Origin of the sequence: Bacteroides togonis (assembly GCF_900130135.1) — a bacterium.
Lineage (GTDB): Bacteria > Bacteroidota > Bacteroidia > Bacteroidales > Bacteroidaceae > Bacteroides > Bacteroides pullorum.
The window spans coordinates 2,772,138-2,792,405 of record NZ_LT670820.1 but is presented as its reverse complement, the minus strand read 5'-3'; the positions used below and the strand labels follow the sequence as shown (position 1 = coordinate 2,792,405).

Annotated in this window: 12 protein-coding genes; 6 read left to right on the top strand and 6 right to left on the bottom strand. The window is 44.5% G+C overall.

Annotated elements, in window-relative coordinates; all coding sequences use genetic code 11:
- Positions 1 to 25: 25 nt before the first annotated feature.
- A complete protein-coding gene (locus BQ8005_RS11860; RefSeq protein ID WP_075318192.1) occupies positions 26 to 1,570 on the bottom strand; it encodes a sulfatase family protein in 1,545 nt (514 codons plus the stop codon).
- Positions 1,571 to 1,680: 110 nt separating this feature from the next.
- Positions 1,681 to 2,883 (bottom strand): glycoside hydrolase family 88 protein, encoded by a 1,203-nt coding sequence (locus BQ8005_RS11855; RefSeq protein ID WP_075318191.1) that lies wholly within the window; start codon positions 2,881 to 2,883, stop codon positions 1,681 to 1,683.
- 207 nt (positions 2,884 to 3,090) lie between these two features.
- Here BQ8005_RS11855 and BQ8005_RS11850 point away from each other — a divergent pair, with 207 nt between their 5' ends.
- The gene (locus BQ8005_RS11850) at positions 3,091 to 3,495 is read left to right on the top strand and encodes a PaaI family thioesterase (protein WP_021846701.1); all 405 of its coding nucleotides are present in this window, start codon (positions 3,091 to 3,093) and stop codon (positions 3,493 to 3,495) included.
- A 20-nt stretch (positions 3,496 to 3,515) separates the two neighbouring features.
- Here the strand turns inward: BQ8005_RS11850 and BQ8005_RS11845 are convergent, their stop codons facing one another.
- Positions 3,516 to 4,355: a DUF3108 domain-containing protein gene (locus BQ8005_RS11845; RefSeq protein WP_456236476.1), complete on the bottom strand. Its 840-nt coding sequence runs from the start codon at positions 4,353 to 4,355 to the stop codon at positions 3,516 to 3,518.
- Positions 4,356 to 4,394: 39 nt separating this feature from the next.
- The gene (locus BQ8005_RS11840; protein WP_075319173.1) at positions 4,395 to 6,368 is read right to left on the bottom strand and encodes an Ig-like domain-containing protein; all 1,974 of its coding nucleotides are present in this window, start codon (positions 6,366 to 6,368) and stop codon (positions 4,395 to 4,397) included.
- 441 nt (positions 6,369 to 6,809) lie between these two features.
- On the opposite strand from BQ8005_RS11840, the gene BQ8005_RS11835 reads away from it, so the two are divergent.
- The 4 genes from BQ8005_RS11835 (at position 6,810) to lpxA (ending at position 13,709) form a co-directional block, all read left to right on the top strand.
- Positions 6,810 to 7,985 (top strand): efflux RND transporter periplasmic adaptor subunit, encoded by a 1,176-nt coding sequence (locus BQ8005_RS11835; protein WP_075318190.1) that lies wholly within the window; start codon positions 6,810 to 6,812, stop codon positions 7,983 to 7,985.
- A gap of 30 nt (positions 7,986 to 8,015) precedes the next feature.
- On the top strand, positions 8,016 to 11,432 hold the full coding sequence (locus BQ8005_RS11830) for an efflux RND transporter permease subunit (RefSeq protein WP_075318189.1): 3,417 nt from the start codon (positions 8,016 to 8,018) through the stop codon (positions 11,430 to 11,432).
- 104 nt (positions 11,433 to 11,536) lie between these two features.
- Positions 11,537 to 12,925 carry a TolC family protein gene (locus BQ8005_RS11825; RefSeq protein WP_075318188.1) on the top strand — a complete coding sequence of 463 codons (1,389 nt, stop codon included), beginning with the start codon at positions 11,537 to 11,539 and terminating at the stop codon, positions 12,923 to 12,925.
- Positions 12,926 to 12,941: 16 nt separating this feature from the next.
- Complete coding sequence (lpxA, locus tag BQ8005_RS11820; protein WP_075318187.1) at positions 12,942 to 13,709, top strand: acyl-ACP--UDP-N-acetylglucosamine O-acyltransferase; 768 nt, start codon at positions 12,942 to 12,944, stop codon at positions 13,707 to 13,709.
- A 358-nt stretch (positions 13,710 to 14,067) separates the two neighbouring features.
- On the opposite strand, the gene BQ8005_RS11815 is transcribed toward lpxA, so the two are convergent.
- Together BQ8005_RS11815 and BQ8005_RS11810 are read right to left on the bottom strand one after the other, a co-directional pair.
- Positions 14,068 to 14,811 (bottom strand): carbohydrate-binding family 9-like protein, encoded by a 744-nt coding sequence (locus BQ8005_RS11815; protein WP_075318186.1) that lies wholly within the window; start codon positions 14,809 to 14,811, stop codon positions 14,068 to 14,070.
- Positions 14,811 to 15,890, bottom strand: coding sequence for a phosphotransferase enzyme family protein (locus BQ8005_RS11810; protein WP_075318185.1), 1,080 nt, complete (start codon positions 15,888 to 15,890; stop codon positions 14,811 to 14,813). Before BQ8005_RS11810 ends, BQ8005_RS11815 begins: the two co-directional genes overlap by 1 nt.
- A gap of 127 nt (positions 15,891 to 16,017) precedes the next feature.
- Between BQ8005_RS11810 and BQ8005_RS11805 the strand changes: the two genes are divergently transcribed.
- Positions 16,018 to 20,109 (top strand): hybrid sensor histidine kinase/response regulator transcription factor, encoded by a 4,092-nt coding sequence (locus BQ8005_RS11805; RefSeq protein ID WP_111936072.1) that lies wholly within the window; start codon positions 16,018 to 16,020, stop codon positions 20,107 to 20,109.
- The last annotated feature ends 159 nt before the right edge of the window (positions 20,110 to 20,268 follow it).

Here is a 20,268-nt window from a genome sequence, read left to right as displayed (position 1 = left end):
GTCAAAATAGACGTAAACGAGTCTTTTAGTAAGGTATCATATCTTTTAAGATTCCCTTCTGATACCAAGGATCATCTATATCTTTCAGTACTTTACCCATCTCGGCACAAAGTTCCTTTACTACTTCTGGATATTCTTCCAGCGGGAGATTATTCAGCTGATAGGGATCTTTTTCGTCGTCGAAAAGCAGGCTCTTAACCAGCTTGTGCTCTTTGCGGTCTATGTAGAGAGCCAAGGTATATTTGGCGGATTTAAAGCCGCGGGCTGAGGGAAAGTATGTTCTTACTTTGCCGTCTGTATCTTTTTCACCGTCCATGTTTTGGATGTAGAGTGCTCCTGTAGGACGAACAATTTCGGCCTTTTCATCGAAGAAAAGCGGAGCATAGTTACGACCCTGTACCTCAGTGGGGATGGAGTCGGAAAGTCCGGCCAGTCCCAGCAACGTAGGCATAATGTCTGGAGATGACAACATCAGGTTGTCTACGCGTGGTGTCAGTTTGCCTGGATAGCGGACGAGGAAGGGAACATTCATCGACTCGGCGTAAGGGGAGTTCTTCGGATCGTCTGTTCCTTGGCTACACATGGTTTCACCATGATCGGACGAGAATACGACGATGGTGTTCTTGTCCAGCCCTAACTCTTTCAAAGCATCGAGTATTTGGCCGAAAGCACGGTCTACGCCTGTTACCGAGGCGAAATAATACGGAGTACTGGCGGCTTTTTTCTTTTTGGAATCAGCATTGGGGCGGATAAGCAGGCTATCCAGCGGTATGTCTTTGTAGAGGTTGAAATCCTCCTCCATACAGTCGTCCAGTGAGCGGTAGGGACTGTGAGGCGGGTTCATACCCACCATGATGAAGAATGGTTTCTGTGTATCGCGCACGTTGCCTTCGTTTTTCAGGTAGCTGACCACCTGCTTGGCTTCATGCAAGGGAGACCATTCCTTGGGTTCATGGCGATGGCCTTCCGTATCCCAGTAATGAGGATTTTTATGTACGTCATAGGTACCGTATGAATACCAGTAATTAAAGCCGTGTCGGCGTTCTTTCGGGGTGTAAGCATCCCAGGCTGGTATTTGTTCTTCTACGTAATGTCCAGGGTTGTTTGGATCATTGGGAGTAGGGAAATCGACATGCAACTTGCCGAAATAGGCACAATCATAACCGGCTTTGCTGAAAACATCGCTGATGCATTCGGCATCTTCACGTAGCGAACTGATGGGGCGATTGGCGTTGCAGTTCAGGGGTACTCCACTTTTGTTGGGATACATACCAGTCAGCAGAATGCCGCGATGCGGACTACTCAACGGGCAGTTGCTTTGGGCCGAAGTCAACACGACTGATTCGCGGGCAAAACGGTCTAAGTTAGGCGTGTGTACAGGATCGTTGCGGAAATTGACATGCTCACGGAAGCCTTCCTGCCCCCAAAAACCCATGGCCTGATTACGGTACTGATCAGGGAATACATAGATGACATTGGGCTGTTGAGGCTGTTCATTTGGTTGGCTTTTGCAACCTGCTAGAGCCAGGAGGCCCATTCCTCCCATTATGAGGTTCAAAGAATGTTTCATGGTTGTTTATATTTAGATGTGTGGATAAACAGCGGGCTACAAGTTGCAAATAACAGCTTTTGGGTGTCTTCTTGCAATTTGTAGCCCTTAGCTTGTCTGTTCTTACTTGTTTATTTCTTCTCCAGGTCGCGTTTACGCATCAAACCTTCCAGGAAATAATAGTCGGCATAGTTCAGCGGAACATCGATTTCTGCTCCGTGAGGAATACTGCCTACGGAATGCATCAGGATAAAGTTGCCGTTTGTCCCTACTTCAGCACGATAGGCTGGAGAAGCAAGGCTTTCCATGATACGGTCGGCTGTTTCCTTATAATTCTTGTCAGGGACATACGTACTCAACTCGTACAAAGCTGAAGCAGTGCAGGCTGCCGAAGAAGCGTCGCGCGGTTCGTTCGGAATGTTGGGTGCATCGTAGTCCCAGTAGGGTACGAGGTCGGCAGGCAGATTCTTGTTGTTGAAGATGAAGTTATATACTTTCTCTGCCTGATCCAGGTACTTCTTATCGTGTGTATAGCGGTAACAAGTCGTATATCCGTACAAAGCCCATGCTTGTCCGCGTGCCCATGCTGATTCGTCGGCATAGCCTTGGGCTGTTTGTTTGCTGCGTACTTCGCCGGTTTCGGGATCGTAGTCAACCACATGGTAACAACTGTTGTCAGCACGGAAATGGTTAGCCAGTGTAGTGTCTGCATGCTTTACGGCGATATTATAGAATGTAGAGTCGCCCGACAGACGTGTAGCTTCGAACAACAGTTCCAGGTTCATCATGTTGTCGATAATGACGGGACATTTCCAGCCACGTGTACCTTGCCATCCTTTGTCGGCATCCCATGATTGGATGACGCCTGCTCCTGGACGGAAACGGGTAGACAACGATTTGGCAGCTTCTACGATTACATCTTTGTATTCAGTCTTTCCTGCCAGTCTGTAGCCGTTCAAGTAGCTGCAACCGATCATGAAACCTACGTCGTGATGCCATTTCAGGTGCTTTACAGAATCCAAATCTTCTGTATACTTCTCTGCCAGTTTTTCCCATTTCTGGTCACCTGTCAGTTCGTAGGTCAGCCACATGTTTCCAGGAAAGAAACCTGAACACCAGTCGTCGATGGGTACGTAGTGAATACTGCCGTCTTTTTCGATGGTACGGGGGTTCAATATCTTACCAGATTTTTCAATAATGTCTGTCTGCAATGTGTGTTGTGCCACCGCATTATCGATGTTGTCTTGGATGAAGTTGCTTTCCGCTTTTTTCTGGCCGGCGCAACTTGCGAAGATCAGGAGAGATACTCCCAAGGTCGTCAGTGTTGTTTTCATAACAAAGGATTATAATTTTAAAAATATAAGTTCATACCATTGACGTTTGCAAAGGTACGTCCTTCTTGTCATATATAGGTACCTAAATCATACAGTTAAAGGGTAAAATTGTTACATTTGTAGGCGAAACCTCATTTTTTATAAGAGTTCACATAAAGTAAGCTTTGAAAAAGAGTAAAAACGTTTCATTGATTAGAAGTTACCAAAATGACACCACAAGAATTTTTCAAGAACGACCGTTTTGCTGATAATGTAGGCATCGAACTGACTGAAGTGAAAAAAGGATATAGTAGAGCACAATTGAAAATAACGGATGAGCATCTCAATGCGGGTGGACGTACGCAAGGGGGAGTACTTTTTACTTTGGCCGATCTGGCTTTGGCAGCTGCCGCCAATTCGCATGGCACATTGGCTTTTTCGCTTTCCTCTAATATCACTTTCTTACGTGCCAGCACTACAGGAGATATTCTTTATGCCGAGGCTCATGAACGTTATACCGGCCGTAGTACAGGATGTTATCAGATAGACATCACAAACCAGCGTGGTGAATTGGTTGCCACGTTTGAGTCGAGCGTGTTTCGTAAATCTGACCCGCTTCCTTTCCAGTTGTGATTCGTGAAGCGGGGGGATGGTTAATCCTCAACAATACATGTCAACGGATAGCGGTTGCCGCGTACGCTGGTCAGGTATGCTTTGGCACATCCGAAGTTGAGATACAGGTCGAGACGGATTGGCAGGTGGTTCTTGTCGTCTGAAACAAAGAACGTGATTACTTCCTTCTCTTTTTCCTTATTGCCGTCTTTTACATATTCTACAAATGAGAATACCAGACAGCGGTACGTTGTGTCGTTATTGGCTGTGATGTTTTCTTTCCCACGATAAATCAATGTCTGTTCCTCTACCTTTCGGCCTGTTGCCATGGGAAAACGTATCTTTTGGCCTATTTTATAATCTTTAGGGTCGTAGGAACGTGCCTGTGCCAATATACTCAGCATGTCGAAGATGCAACGGCTGTCGCTATAAGACATGGTGTCGACACGTCCGCCCAGCCATGAGCGGCTTTGTCTGACATGCGATACGCCGTCTTTGTAACTGAACCAGGCTTCGTCTACTGTATAGCGTTTGCCTTCTTCAGCTCCTTTGCGGAAATATAGAGGCTCAAGGCGGTCGCTGACATAACAGGTCAGCGTGTCACGCATCTTGAAAAAGAAATCTACCCGTTTGCTACTGACTGACAGAAGGTTGAAGCGGAAAGCTGGCTTTTGTTGGTAGGTAGTCGCATTGGTCGTCAGGCTGGCTATGCCGGCTTTGACCCAGATGAACTTCCAATTGAAATAAAGGTCGTACATCACATGTTCACCCGATTTGAAGGCTTTGTTTTCTGCCGGGCATTGTGCATTTAGGGGGAGTGTGGTGAACAGGCATACGATTCCTGCCACTAACAATCCTATCAATCTGTTTCTTTGTTTTATTCTTATCGCCAGTTTCATTTCTACATTTGATTTTTTCGGTTATCGGTTGTTGTTGGTTTGGCCTTTTTTCTTCTTGCTTTCTTCTGGCTTCTGTTTTTTGAGGTCTAATGGTTTCTGCTGATCCAATGGCCTGTCGAACAGATTCCATGTCTGCTGAAGCTCGAAATTGGCTTTCAATTCCAATAGTTGGAAGTAGTAATATACCTTTTCAGGTTGTAGATGCTCTTTCAGGTTTCCTGTATCCCACTGCCCGTTTTTATTCGTGTCAACAATCAGGCGTGCACCATATTTCCCTGGTGTCAGATAGTAGAAATCGGCCTTTCCATCGATGACAGATACTGTACGTATTACATTGTCTTGTGCGTCGACCAGTTCGACAAATGCCGTTGAGTCAGCACCTATAATGTCGAAAAGAATGGTTCCGTATTCTTCGAGGGTCTTGACTTTCAGTTCTTGTTTTACTTTATCTGTTGTCAGCCCATAGAGTCCTTGGATAGCAGCCGAGTCTATTGCAAACTGATAGCTTTCTCCCAATTCGAAATTGGCAAAGATATTGTAGACTTTTATGTCCAGCGAGTCACGTTGGAAGTCGAAGGGAATGTCTTGCCACAAAGTGTCTACCTTTTGTTGCAGGTGGAAAGCTGCGGTATCTATCCTTGCCAAGGGCTCTTGGAAGGTCAGGGTGAGATAATCGTATACGTCCATCGACGACGGGGCATAGACATCCATGGGTAGGAACTCGGTTGGTAAAACGGGTTCTGCTGGCTCTATGGTTTTGCCGTCGGCATCACGTTTCTTCTTTTTCTTGGCTTCTTTGCGTAGCTCTTCCAGCTTCTTTTCGTCTTGCTCCTGTTTTTGTTTCCGTTGCTTCTCGTAGGTCAGTTTCGATTGCAGGCGCAAGGTGTCTGTGCGTGGTACCAGTTTGCCTAGCGAGTCGGTTTCCAAGTAGGTTATTTCCGCTTGCAGGGTATCCCGCTTGTAAAGCAGGGAGTCTTTTATCCAGTAGTGGATTGTGTCGTTACGTCCTGTCGTCTGCTCGATAACAAAGGCGTCGTGCTCGTCGAAGTTGAGGCCTTTCAGCAACGGGAGGCTGTCGGCAGGCGCTGTAAAGTAGAGCGAGAACTTTTGGGGAGTCAGACGCTCGCTTTTGGCCAGACGTTGGTTGTAGGATATCTCTTTGAAGCAACAAAGCAGAATGTCATCGGGCAAGTAATGCGTGTACTGGCGTTCGATGATGGTATCAATGGTCAGGGAGTCTATCCACGTTGTGTCCTGTCGCATTCGGAATTCGTAGCGTGGGTTGATTAGCGAGTCTTGCCACGCTATTCGTTCAGCTGGCTGTGAATAGAAGTAGTTCTGGTCGGCATCCTGCAGGGCATAGATGCGATAAGTGCCTGGTGCCACTCCACGAATGGAGAAGCGTCCGCGGCTATCTGTACGTCCTACACGTTCGAAGGGCAGGGACGTGAAAGCTGTATCGGACAGATTCGACTGAAGACCTACCAGCATACCCTTTACCGGCTCCAGGTCGGAGGCATTGAGTACGGTACCCGATACGGCCATCGTGTCCAGTTGCGCACCTGTAGAGAATGTGAAGGTGAACTGCTCCAGCGGGTTACTCTCATTGTTGTCCTGAATGGCGTCGCCAAAGTCTATCGTATAAGTGACATTGGCTTTCATCGTGTCCTGAAAGTTGATGACTACCTTCTTGCCACTTGTCTTGATTTCGGGTTGCTGAATTTGAGGAGGTGAGATGACAACTTTCTCGCCTGCATTGTCCAGTTTGATGTATTCATCGAATGCAATGGTCACGCGGTTGCGTTTATAGTTCAACTGGCCAGGGTTAGGTGTGCTCTGCACAAAGACAGGGGGGGCTTCGTCGATAGGGCCTCCTTCAATACGACCGATACTGGCACATGAGTATAGCATGATGCCCAATACGATGAAAATAGGCAAGCGCTGCATGCGCCATGCGCTCGATTTGATGTGCAGATGTTTTTTTAGTTTATTCATATCCGTAGAGTCTTGCATCCGAAGAAGCTTCGCAAAGATACAACATCTATTTATATGGGAAACGGAATGCTTGTTTTTTTTAGATTTTTATCACAACAACAAGGGAATGGAATGTACAGGGAAAAGCATTGGAATAGCGAGTGAAAAAGGCTGTTTTCCTATCAGGAAAAGGCTGCTTTCTTTTGGCGAAAAAAGTGGAAGGCAGACGGCGTGTACGGTTACATGATAAAAAGCACTGTACGTTTGAGCTTCGTACAGGTAGAATTCTCTGAAACATAGTTAAAAAAAGCTTATACAACAAACCATTCTGTCGTAAAAACGATACTTTTGCAGGATGGAAAACTAAGGAGCGCCTTTTAGTTTTCACGGAGCCTATACTTGGTTTGTGTATATGGCAATGTTAGGTTGATATTCAATAATTAGACACAGAGATAAAAAAGTATGAAGAATAGATTAGTATTATTGGCATGTTGCCTGGCGCTGCTCAGCAGCTGCGGACAGGGCAACAAGGAAGCGGGTAAAGCACCCGAATTTGCAGTACTGACGGTACAGACTACCACTGCGAACCTGACAAATAGCTATCCTGCCACCATCAAAGGTAAACAAGACGTGGAAATTCGTCCGATGGTCAGCGGATTTATTACCAAACTGCACGTAGACGAAGGTGCGGTTGTACGTAAGGGACAAGTATTGTTCTCTATTGACCCTGTTCAGTATCAGGCAGCCGTAAATTCAGCCAAAGCGACGGTAGAAACAGCCAAAGCTGCTCTGAATACTCAAGAACTGACCACTGCTAACAAGCGTGAGTTGAACAAGAAACAGATTGTCAGTGACTACGATCTGCTTATGTCTGAAAATCAGTTGGCACAGGCAAAAGCTTCGCTGGCACAGGCCGAGGCACAACTGGTGAATGCACAGAACAATCTGTCGTACACACGGGTGACCAGCCCTAGCGATGGTGTCGTAGGTACCATCCCTTATCGTGTGGGAAGTCTGGTAAGCCCATCGATTGCTACTCCGCTTACAACGGTAGCAGACATCTCAGAAATGTATGCCTATTTCTCCATGACCGAGCGTCAGCTGCTGGCCATGATACGTGAAGGTGGCAGCATGAAAGAAATTCTGGAAAGTTTGCCTTCAGTTCATCTGCAGCTCATCGACGGTTCGATCTATCCTGATAGCGGACGTGTTGAAACAATCAGTGGTGTCATTGATCAAACCACAGGTTCGGTCAACATGCGTGCCCTCTTCCCCAATGCGAAGAACATTCTGCGCAGCGGCGGTACAGGTAATGTCGTTTTCCCCAATCCGATGGAAAACGTTATCATGATCCCTCAGTCGGCTACTACTGAAATACAGGATAAGAAGTTCGTATTCGTTGTACAACCTGATAATACATTGAAGAATACTGAAATCAATGTCTTCACGTTGAACGACGGCAAATATTATTACGTAACTGCAGGTCTGAAACCTGGCGACAAGATCGTATTGGAAGGCGTACAGAACCTGAAGGATGGCCAGGCTATTACACCTATCAGCCCGGCTGATAAGGAGGCTGCTTACCAACAGGCACTCCAAGATCAGAAGGATGGTAACATCCAAACTGCGTTTCAATAAAACGAATCCAACCTACAAATTGACAAAAGAATGAAATTAGATAGATTTATTAACCGTCCGGTACTATCAACGGTAATCTCCATCTTGTTAGTAATTTTGGGCTTTATTGGTTTGGCAACATTGCCTATCACCCAATATCCGGACATTGCGCCTCCTACGGTATCTGTGCGTGCCACCTATACAGGTGCCAATGCCCAAACCGTTTTGAACTCAGTCATTTCTCCGTTGGAAGATCAGATCAATGGTGTGGAAAACATGATGTACATGACTTCCAACGCTTCCAATAGTGGTTCGGCTGATATCTCCATTTATTTCAAGCAGGGAACTGATCCCGATATGGCGGCCGTAAACGTACAGAACCGTGTGTCCATGGCTCAAGGTCTGTTGCCTGCCGAAGTAACCAAAGTCGGTGTGACCACTCAAAAGCGTCAGACCTCTATGTTGATGATTTTCTCCATCTATGATGAGAAAGACCAGTACAACATCGAGTTCTTGGAAAACTACGCTAACATCAACCTGATTCCTGAAGTAAAGCGTGTGACGGGTGTAGGTGATGCCAATGTGATGGGTATGGACTACTCCATGCGTATTTGGTTGAAGCCAGACATCATGGCACAGTACAAGCTGATTCCCAATGATGTAGTGGCTGCCTTGAGTGAACAGAATATTGAAGCTGCTCCTGGTCAGTTGGGTGAGCGTGGAAAACAGACTTTTCAATACACTTTACGCTATAAAGGCCGTTTGCAACAACCGGCCGAATTTGAGGAAATCGTTATCAAGGCTCTTGAGAATGGTGAAGTTCTTCGTCTGAAAGATATTGCACGTGTCGAATTGGGACGTCTGGCTTATACCTTCAATAATACGGTAAACGGACACAAGTCTGTCAGCTGTATCGTCTATCAGATGGCTGGTACGAACGCGACTCAAACCATTAGCGATATCGAGAAATTGCTCGAAGATTATTCTGCTAAGTTGCCTTCGGGATTGAAAATCAACATTGCACAGAATGCCAACGACTTCCTTTTTGCTTCTATTCATGAAGTTGTGAAGACGTTGATTGAGGCATTCATCCTCGTGTTTATTGTGGTGTATATCTTCCTTCAGGATATGCGCTCTACGTTGATTCCTGCCATTGCTATTCCTGTAGCATTGATCGCTACATTCTTCGTGTTGAAATTGATCGGCTTCAGTATCAACTTGCTGACACTTTCGGCAATGGTGCTTGCCATCGCCATTGTGGTCGATGATGCCATTGTGGTCGTCGAAGGTGTCCACGCCAAGCTCGACCAAGGTTATAAATCGGCTCGGACGGCCTCTATTGATGCCATGCACGAACTAGGTGGTGCTATCGTTTCTATTACGTTGGTCATGATGTCCGTGTTTATACCTGTGAGCTTCATGGGCGGTACCGCTGGTACCTTCTATCGTCAGTTCGGTTTGACCATGGCCATCGCTATTGCTTTCTCAGCTATCAACGCTTTGACATTGAGTCCTGCTTTGTGTGCTATTTTCTTGAAACCACATAATAGTGAGGCTTCGTTAAAAGAACGTATAGGTACTGCGACCAAGGAAGCTCGCAAAATTATGCTGGCTCGCTATACTGATTCTTTAGGAAGAATGATGCGTCCTGGCATAACATTGATCTTTACGGTTATCGCTATCCTTGGTATGATCTTTGGCTTCTTTAACTTCGAAAATCATCCTGTATTATGCATTGTGATGATTGTCGTTAGCGTCCTGGCACTGGCTGGTATGACTACCGATAAGTTCAAGAAGGCTTTCAATGATTCTTATGATTCACTGCTGGGCAAGTATAAGAAACAGGTTTTGAACTTTATCCAGAAGAAATGGCTTTCAGCAGGAATCGTCGCAGCTTCTATTGTATTGCTGGTCGTTTTCATGCAGATTACGCCGACTGGTATGGTGCCCAATGAAGATACAGGTACCATCATGGGTGCTGTGACTTTGCCTCCTGGCACTTCGCAAGAGCGTGCGCAACAGATTCTGAATCGTGTGGATAGCCTTGTGGCTGCCGATCCGGCTGTTGAGTCACGTACTATTATTTCTGGTTTTAGTTTCATTGGTGGTCAAGGACCTTCTTATGGTTCGGTCATCATCAAGTTGAAGAACTGGGAAGAACGTTCGACCATGCAGAATTCGACTATTGTGTATGCAACCTTGTTTATGCGTGCTCAAAAGGTTATCAAAGAAGCTCAGGTGTTGTTCTTTGCTCCGCCTATGATCCCTGGTTATTCTGCTTCTAGCGATATCGAGTTGAACATGCAGGATAAGACGGGTGGTGACTTGAACCACTTCTTCGATGTGGTGAATGCATATACGGCCGAGTTGGAAAAACGTCCGGAAGTGAACTCTGCACGTACCAGCTTCAACCCGAATTTCCCGCAATATATGTTGAATATCGATGCGGCAGCTTGTAAGAAGGCAGGTATCAGTCCGAGCGACATCCTTACTACATTGCAAGGATATTATGGTGGTCTTTATGCCTCCAACTTCAATAGCTTCGGTAAGATGTACCGTGTCATGGTTCAGGCTGAACCCGATGCAACCAAGAATCTGGAGTCTTTGCAAAGTATCAAGGTTCGTAACGGCAGTGAAATGGCTCCTATTACACAATTTGTATCTATTGAGAAAATTTATGGTCCGGACGTTATCAGCCGTTTCAATCTTTATACTTCTATGAAGGTGATGGTAGCTCCTGCCTCTGGATATACTTCTGGTCAGGCTCTGCAAGCGATTGCCGAGGTTGCTCAACAGAATTTGCCTGCAGGTTTTGGTTATGAGTTGGGTGGTATGGCACGTGAGGAAGCTCAGACAAGTGGTAGTACGACAGGACTTATCTTTGTACTCTGTTTCGTCTTTGTTTACTTGTTGCTAAGTGCTCAGTACGAAAGTTATATTCTGCCTTTGGCCGTATTGCTTTCTATTCCATTCGGCTTGTTGGGAAGCTTCCTCTTCGTCAATGGGGCTAGTGCTATCGGTAGTGTGCCGGCATTGAAGATGATTATCGGTTCAATGTCCAATGACATCTATATGCAGATTGCTTTGATTATGTTGATGGGATTGTTGGCCAAGAATGCCATCTTGATTGTAGAGTTTGCTCTTGATCGTCGTAAGATGGGTATGAGCATTACGTGGGCAGCCGTATTGGGTGCTGCAGCACGTCTGCGTCCTATCTTGATGACTTCATTGGCTATGATTGTAGGTTTGCTTCCGTTGATGTTCGCTTCGGGTGCAGGTGCCAATGGTAACCGTACACTGGGAACTTCGGCGATCGGCGGTATGTTGATCGGTATGATTTTGCAGATCTTCATCGTACCGGCTTTGTTTGTTGCTTTCCAATATCTCCAAGAGAAATTCAAACCGATGGAATGGGACGATGTTGATAACTCGGATGCTACAGCAGAAATCGAGCAATACAGTAAATAAATGATGAATTAAGAATGAAAAATGAAGAATAGCTCCTTTGTGGAGCAGTGCTTCGTGAATGACTATTCTTCGTTTCTCATCCTTGCTTATATAAACCAACAAGTATGAAAGGAAAAATATTAACCCTGATATGTGCAACTGCCTTGTTGAGTAGCTGTCATATCTATAAAACATACGACCGGCCTGAAGACATTGTGGCTGAAGGTTTGTATCGCGATACAGTTGCTGTGAACGATACACTGGTTTCGGATACAGCCAATTTTGGTAATTTGCCTTGGCGTGAGGTGTTTACTGATCCGCAGCTGCAGGCACTTATTGAACAGGCGCTTACAAGCAGTCCTGATATTCGTACGGCTGCATTAAGAGTGCAAGAGGCTCAAGCCCCGTTATTGGCTTCTAAGTTGGCTTTCATCCCGGCCTTAACGCTTTCTCCACAAGGAACTGTAAGTAGTTGGGACAAAGGTAAAGCTACGCAAACATATTCTTTGCCTGTTACTGCCAGCTGGCAGATAGATATGTTTGGTCAGCTTTTGAACTTGAAGCGTCAGGCGCAGGCAACTTTGGAGCAAACATTGGCTTATGAACAAAATGTTCGTGTGCAACTGATTGCGAATACAGCCAATTTGTATTATACATTATTGATGCTTGACCGTCAATTGCAAATTACCGAGGGTACGGCCGAAATTCTGAAAAAAAATACTGAAACGATGATAGCCATGAAAGAGGCTGGTTTCTATAATACAACAGAAGCTGCCGTTGAGCAAAGCCGTGCTGCATATGCACAAGTACAGGCATCCATCCCTGATATTCGTTCAAGCATTCGTGAGGTTGAAAATTCGCTTTGTCTGTTGTTAGGTGAGCCTGCTCATGGTATCGAACGTAGTGTGCTCGAAGAACAACAGCTTCCCAATGAATTTTCAGTAGGCATTCCTTTGCAGTTGCTTTCTAATCGTCCTGATGTGAAAGCTGCCGAGCAGGCATTGGCTTCAGCCTATTATAATACCAACGTAGCCCGTTCGAACTTCTATCCACGTATTACACTTAGTGGATCTGCAGGTTGGACTAATAGTGCTGGAGCTGCTATTGTTAACCCTGCCAAGTTACTGGCTAGCGCAGTTGCTTCGCTTACGCAGCCTATCTTCCAGAACGGTGCAAATATTGCTAAACTTAAAATTGCTAAAGCACAACAAGAGGAAGCCAAAATTCAGTTTCAGACCACTTTGTTGAATGCAGGTAATGAAGTAAGCAATGCCCTCGATATGTATCAGGCTTGTACGGAAAAAGTAAATGCGCGCAATATGCAAGTAAATTCTGCCAAGAATGCAGCCGATTATACGAAAGAATTGTTTAACTTAGGCACGTCAACCTATTTGGAAGTGTTGTCGGCTGAACAATCGTATCTTAGTGCGCAGCTGTCGGAAGTAAGTGATACATTCAGTCGCATGCAGGCTGTTATCAGCTTGTATCAGGCACTGGGTGGAGGAAGAGAATAACTTAATTCTATATATTATGATTAGTCCATTAGCTTATGTAGATCCTGCCGCCAAACTTGGCAAGAATGTAACAGTACAACCGTTTGCTTATATCGAGGCAGATGTGGAAATTGGAGATGATAATGTGATCATGTCAGGTGCTAGAATCCTGAATGGTACAAGAATGGGCAAAGGTAATAAGATATATCATGGTGCTGTACTTGCTGCCGAGCCGCAGGATTTTCACTATGAAGGAGAAAAAAGCTTGTTGATTATCGGTGATCACAATGACATCCGTGAGAATGTGGTTATCAGTCGGGCTACACACAAAGATGGATGTACCCGCATTGGTAATGAGAATCACTTGATGGACGGCGTGCATTTGTGTCATGATGTGCAGATTGGCAATCGTTCGGTTTTGGGAATCAAGGTGTCTGTAGCTGGTGGTTGCCGTATAGACGATTGTACCATACTGAGTAGTAACGTCATTATCCAACAGAATTGTCATATTGGTAGCTGGTCACTGATTCAGAGTGGTTGCCGTATCGCAAAAGATGTGCCTCCTTATATTATTATGGCGGGAAATCCAGCTGAATACCACGGCATTAACGCAATGGTACTGCAACACCAGAATCAAGTAACGGAACGTGTGTTACGCCACATTATGAATGCTTACCGCTTGGTATATCAAGGCAACTTCAGTGTTCAGGATGCTTTACAGAAAATTGAAGACCAGGTTCCGATGAGTGATGAAATATACAACATCATTAATTTTATCAAGAATTCAAATGGTATCGTGAAATAAAGTTCCAGTCAAAGCGAAAAACAGGCCGTTTCATTTGAAACGGCCTGTTTTTTATACCTTGGTGTGAAACCAATAAAATCGCGTGAAACGTTGCTTTCACCATAATTTATTCGAAAACAAATATTTACGATAAAGTGAAAGCGTGAAGGCTTTACGGGGAATTTCTAAAAAAACGGGCGGTGTGAAAGCAAAACCGAAGTTTCACATGTCCCTCTTTGCATTTCCTAAACACCTACTTTGGCGCGCTAAACATCTACTTTAGAAGCGTAAAGTCCATAGTTGTGTCCCACAAATACCACGTCATCCCGGCTCAAGGCCAGGATGACGGATGGTGGGGATATTCTTACTTTCTTTGTGTTTAATCAAATTGCAACAGGCCGAAAAATGCCGGACAATGAAAATCCGGTTTCGGCAAGTCTATCGGATTCCAGGAAAGGAAATGGGGCATTTGCAGCTTGTCGCCGCATTTATAGAAATTGGCGCGTACCGATTTTCCTTCCAAAGACTGGATGTCATGCAGAAAGAAGGTCGAGAAAGGAATGACCAATGCAACTTCCCAACTGCATGTTCCTATCCGTTCTTCAAAATCGTCCTTTCCCAGAGAAGCCCATCGCGATACCAGGTCCAGCACCTCCTGAGGAGCATGTTGGCGATTGGAACGTGTCGCACCCGCACCGACCAATAGGGTGCCTGTGCAATTACACTCCACGTTATAATAAATATCATCACCGCCAGGCATGGAGAAGAACTCTACGCAGGCATCCTCCCAGACAGGGCCGTTGTCGTGTCCTGCTACGGCACGTACCGACTCTTCTGTTACTTGATAGTGGAGTAATATGGCTTTATCAGTATAGGCAATGCCAAACTCTACTTGTGGGCAATAGGGGTAGCTGTCTTTCCAGTTGACATTGGCAACTGTCTGGTACGCGATATGTTCCTGCTTGAAGAGGGCAGGTATTTCTTCTACCGATATTGTATCGACATTTATTTTTTTTACAGTCAAATCTTTCATGTCTTTATCTTGATAAGGGTTACCATGTACATTCAATGATATAAATATCAGTAAGCCGGAAATTATCCGGCTTAGATAATCTATTCTCATCAGATGCAGGAAGCGATAATGTCTTTCATGGCAGCCGTCTGTTCTTCTGCGCTCTGCAACAGCTTGAACTGGGCTTTCGTGCGTACCAAGTTGTGTTCAGGATACTGTATCTTGTAATAGGTGTCGCCGTTAATGTAGTCTGCCAGGAAGCGTACGCATTGCATGTAGGGGAACAAAGCTGCGGCGTAAGGCAGGTTCTCGATTTCGATGGGAAGCAGGAAGCTTTTGGCCGATTCGAGGTAACCTTTGGTGAAGGCTTTGAAAATCTCCATGTTGAAGTTTACGTTGTCCAGGTTCTTGTCGTCTTCGAGTCCGGTATTGGCTGCCGAACGGAGGAAGTCTCCGTAGTCAGAGAAGATGAAAGAGGGCATTACCGTGTCCAAGTCGATGACGCAGAGTACGGAGCCGTCTTCATCGAACATCATGTTGTTTACTTTGGTATCGCAGTGGCAAACGCGTTTAGGCAGTTTCCCTTCACGATACAGACGTTCGGCTTTACACATTTCTTCTGCTCTACGCTCTATTTCGTCCAGATAATATTGTACTTCTTTTACTCTTCCTGCGGCATCGGCTGCTACGGCATCGCGTAGTTGCTTGAGGCGGAATTCCATGTTGTGGAAATCGGGGATTGTTTCGCCCAGTGTATCCGGAATATCGGCAAGCATGGCCTGGAAGTTACCAAATGCCTTTCCTGCATAATAAGAGTATTCAGGATTTACAGTTTCGTATGTTTTTGCGCGGGGGATGAAGATCATGATGCGCCAATAGTTCTCGCCATCGAACCAATAAGTCTTGCCATTGTCTGTAGGCAAGAAGTGCAAGACTTTTCGTTCAATATCGGATTCCCCTTTTTCTTGCAATTTCGTTCGGATGTGGCGTGTTACGGCTTCGATGTTTGCCTGCAACATGTCTACATTCTGGAAGATTGCATGGTTGATGCGTTGCAATACGTAGTCGGGATTGTTGTTTTCGGTTATGACTTTATAGGTGTCATTGATTAAGCCTGAGCCTAACGGTTTGATTTCACGAACGGCGTCTGCCAACTGAAAGTGAGATACAATAGATAAAAGGTCTTTCATGATTAAAATTATTAAATAAATGAATTTATACTGATGAATTGCCAAAAATAGGCATTTAAATAGACATAATCGAAAAAACGGGAATAAAAAAGAGTAAGATGGCATAAAAACTTTATATATTTGTCACATGAACCTTAAAAATAAGCCTGAAGTGAAGAATCTTATCATCTATATACTCTTATTTTGGATTATTGGCATAACAAATGTGCATCTCCATGCCCAAAACGTGGCTTTCAGTAATCTGACAACTGAAGATGGCCTGTCTCAATTCTCGGTCAACAGTCTTTATATTGATGAGAATGGCATGCTTTGGATTGGTACTCGTGAGGGATTGAACCGCTATAATGGAACGGATATACAGACCTATAAATTGGAGAAAGACAATCCGTATAGCTTGTTCAGCAATACAGTAATTCGTATTACGGGTGACAAAAAGGGGAAGATATTCCTACTTTGTAATGATGGAGTAGCTCAGTTGGATCTTCGTACCCAAAAGTTTAAGACGCTTTTGGTGGATAATATACATAGTATTTACTATAATCAGGGCCTTTACATAGCCAAGAGAAATGAAATTTATCTTTATAATGAAGATACTGGTAATTTTGACCTTTGTTATCAGCTGGCAGGGAATACCCCTGAGATTTATTGTATGCATATTGATGATCGGTATTTGTGGATCGGTACAACTACTGATGGCGTTTATCGCTTACAATTGGATAGCATGGCTTTGTCTCATCCGATTAAAGAAGGTAACATTACCAGTATTTATGAGGATAGCGATGGAGAGCTGTGGATTGGAAGTTGGGAAAATGGACTTTACAATATCTGTACTGATGGCAGTATTCGTAATTTTAAGTACGACGCTAATAATCCGCATAGTATATCGTCCAATTTTGTGAGAGCTTGTTGTGAGGATAATTTAGGTAATATTTGGATTGGTACATTCAATGGCTTGAATCGCTACAACAAGAGCAATGGGCTTTTTCAGAATCATACGGCCAATGATGTAAGGGCGGATGGCTTAACGCATTCTTCAATCTGGTGTATTGTGAAGGACCAGCAAGGGACGTTGTGGCTTGGCACTTATTTTGGTGGAGTAAACTATTTTAATCCTGAATATAATATTTATACAGCCTATCATTATTCTTCTGTAGAGAAGAAAGGGCTGAGCAACCCGGTTGTAGGTCGTATTGTAGAAGATAAAAATGGAGACTTATGGATTGGAACAGAGGGTGGTGGTTTAAACTACCTTGACCGGCGAAAAAATGAATTTCGTTGGTATCGCTCCGACAAGAATAATACGAATAGCATCGCTCACGATAATGTCAAGGCATTGTTTTATGATGCAGCACTAGAAGAAATTTGGATCGGAACTCATTTAGGTGGACTTGATCGTTTGAACATACGTACAGGGCGTTTTACCCATCATCGGATGGAAGAAGGAAATCCTGAAACTCTTCCTTCCAACATTGTGCGCGATATTGAGCCTTATGGTAAGGATAGCTTAGTTGTGGCTACTCAAAATGGCGTTTGTATCATTCATAAATATACAGGAAAATGCCATAGGCTCTTTCAGCATTCGAAAGAGGGGAGAAATATTCGGATGGTAGCAGATGTGGAATTTGACCGAGAAGGTAATCTATGGATTGCGGCTACAGGTGAGGGAGTATTCCGATATAATCTGCAAACAAACGAGCTGAAAAATTACCGTTGGAATAGTCATGAGGCCAATTGCTTAAGCAACAATAATGTATACAGTATTTTATGCGATAAGCAGGGTAATCTCTGGTTTGCGACCTCTGGAAGTGGTTTGGATTTGTATTGTCCTCAAAACGATAATTTTGTGAATTTTGATCAGACTCATCATGGATTGGTGAGCGACTGTATTTATGAAGCTCAGGAATCACCTGTAAGTGGTCATCTTCTTCTGATTACAAACCAGGGATTTTCTATTTTTGATCGGCATACGCTCAAGGCGCAGAATTATAACATAGACAATGGATTTCCTTTCTCTGCCATCAACGAAAATGCTCTGTGTGTCACGCGTGATGGAGAAATTTTCTTGGGAAGTACCAAAGGGATGATTTCTTTTCATGAAATGGAATTGCATTTTCCTCAAAAGCCTTATAGCATTACCTTATCCAAGCTCTATGTCAATGGTAAGGAAGTTCGGGTAGACGATGAAAGCGGCATCCTTAGTCAAGCTCTTTCTTATACGCCCGAAATAACTCTTAAGGCGGATCAATCCATGTTTACCATTGAATTTGCTACTTCCAATTATGTAGCTGCCAATAAAGACGAGATTGTTTATCGATTAAGAGGATTCTCTGACAAATGGACGCAGGCGCGTACAGGAAATGCCATTACTTATACCAATCTGAATGCGGGTAACTATACGCTTGAGATAAAACCTAAAGACCAGAGTGCCGACATTTGTGCCCCCGTCCATCTCAAGATACACGTATTGCCGCCTTTCTACAAGACCGTTTGGGCTTATCTGATCTATATACTTTCTGTCGGAAGCCTTTTGTGGTATCTGATACGAGCCTATAAAATGCGTTTCAAGCTAAGGGAATCCTTGAAGTACGAGAAAAAGCATGCGCAAGACATCGAATTGTTGAACCAATCCAAACTACGTTTCTTTACCAATATCTCACATGAGTTCCGTACGCCCCTTACTCTTATTATTTCTCAGGTAGAGACGTTGCTTCAGGTACAGAATTTTACTCCGACTCTTTATAATAAAGTGTTGAGCATCTATAAAAACAGTATTCAGCTTCGGGAGCTGATAACGGAATTGCTCGATTTTCGAAAACAGGAACAAGGACACATGAAGATCAGAGTGGCTTCCCACGATATTGTGAGCTTCCTTTATGAAAACTATTTGTTGTTTCTGGAGTATGCCAGTACACATCAGATCCATTTCGATTTCAAGCAAGAAGTGGAGGCCTTGGATGTTTGGTATGACCAGAAACAGATGCAGAAGGTTGTCAATAACCTGTTGTCCAATGCGATGAAGCATACCAAAGCCAAAGATTCCATTACTTTGTCTGTTTCTCGTGACGAAAAGAATGCCATTATTTGTGTTACGGATACAGGAGAAGGTATCGATGCCAAAGAAGTGGATAAGATTTTCGACCGTTTCTATCAGATAGATCCTATCGATGTTCAAGATGCCAACAAGTCGACGGGCACAGGCATTGGCCTTGCCTTGACGAAAGGTATCGTAGAGTTGCATCATGGACACATACGGGTGGAAAGTGAGTTGGGCAAAGGTACCAGTTTCATTGTGACCATTCCGCTTGGCAATGCCCATTTCTCGAAAGAGCAGATAGACCTTCGTGACAATTCCATCCAGCAACCCGATGTCAACAAGGCAGAAATGGACATGATGCTGAAGACAGAACTTGAGGAAGATGCTCCCATCAAGCGAATGGCCGATGTGAAGATGCTGGTCGTAGAAGACAACGATTCCATTCGCGAGATCTTGAGCAATATTTTTGCTCCTTTCTATCGTGTCGTAACAGCCTCCAACGGGCAGGAAGCTTGGGAGCTGATTGGCAAAGAGCAGCCGAACATTGTCGTGAGCGATGTCGTGATGCCGCTGATGTCGGGTACCGAATTGTGCAAGCGAATAAAGTCAGATTTTAACACGTGTCATATTCCTGTCGTATTGCTAACCGCACGTACGGCCATCGAACAGAACATTGAAGGCCTGCGTATCGGGGCCGATGACTACATCACCAAGCCTTTCAATACCAGTTTGCTCATTTCGCGTTGTAACAATCTGGTGAACTCCCGCATCCTGTTACAGGAGAAGTTCAGCAAGCAACCTCAGGCTCAGGCGCAATTGTTGGCAACCAATCCGATAGACAAGGAAATTCTCGACAGGGCCATGGAGGTGATCGAACATCATTTGGACGACCCCGATTTCAATGTCAACACCTTTGCCCGCGAAATGGCAATGGCGCGCACCAACCTGTTTTCCAAGATCAAGGCCATTACAGGGCAGACACCCAATGATTTCATTCTTACCATCCGACTCAAAAAAGGTGCTTTGATGCTTCGCAACAATCCAGAATTGAATATAACAGAAATATCAGATCGCATCGGTTTCAGTTCGCCGCGCTATTTCTCCAAATGCTTCAAGGATGTTTATCAGGTGAGTCCCTTGGCTTATCGAAAGGGAGGCAGTGCTGGAAACGAAATGGTGGAATAACCATTGGAAAACAGTGCTTTCTTGATCGGAAAGCACTGTTTTGTGTTTGAGGGGTAATGCTGATATGTACGTTTTTCGTCTTTCTTTGAACTTTTTCTGATAATACTATTGGGAGGATGTCTCTACTTTTGCGGCGTAACATTTTAAAATCAAAGCGCT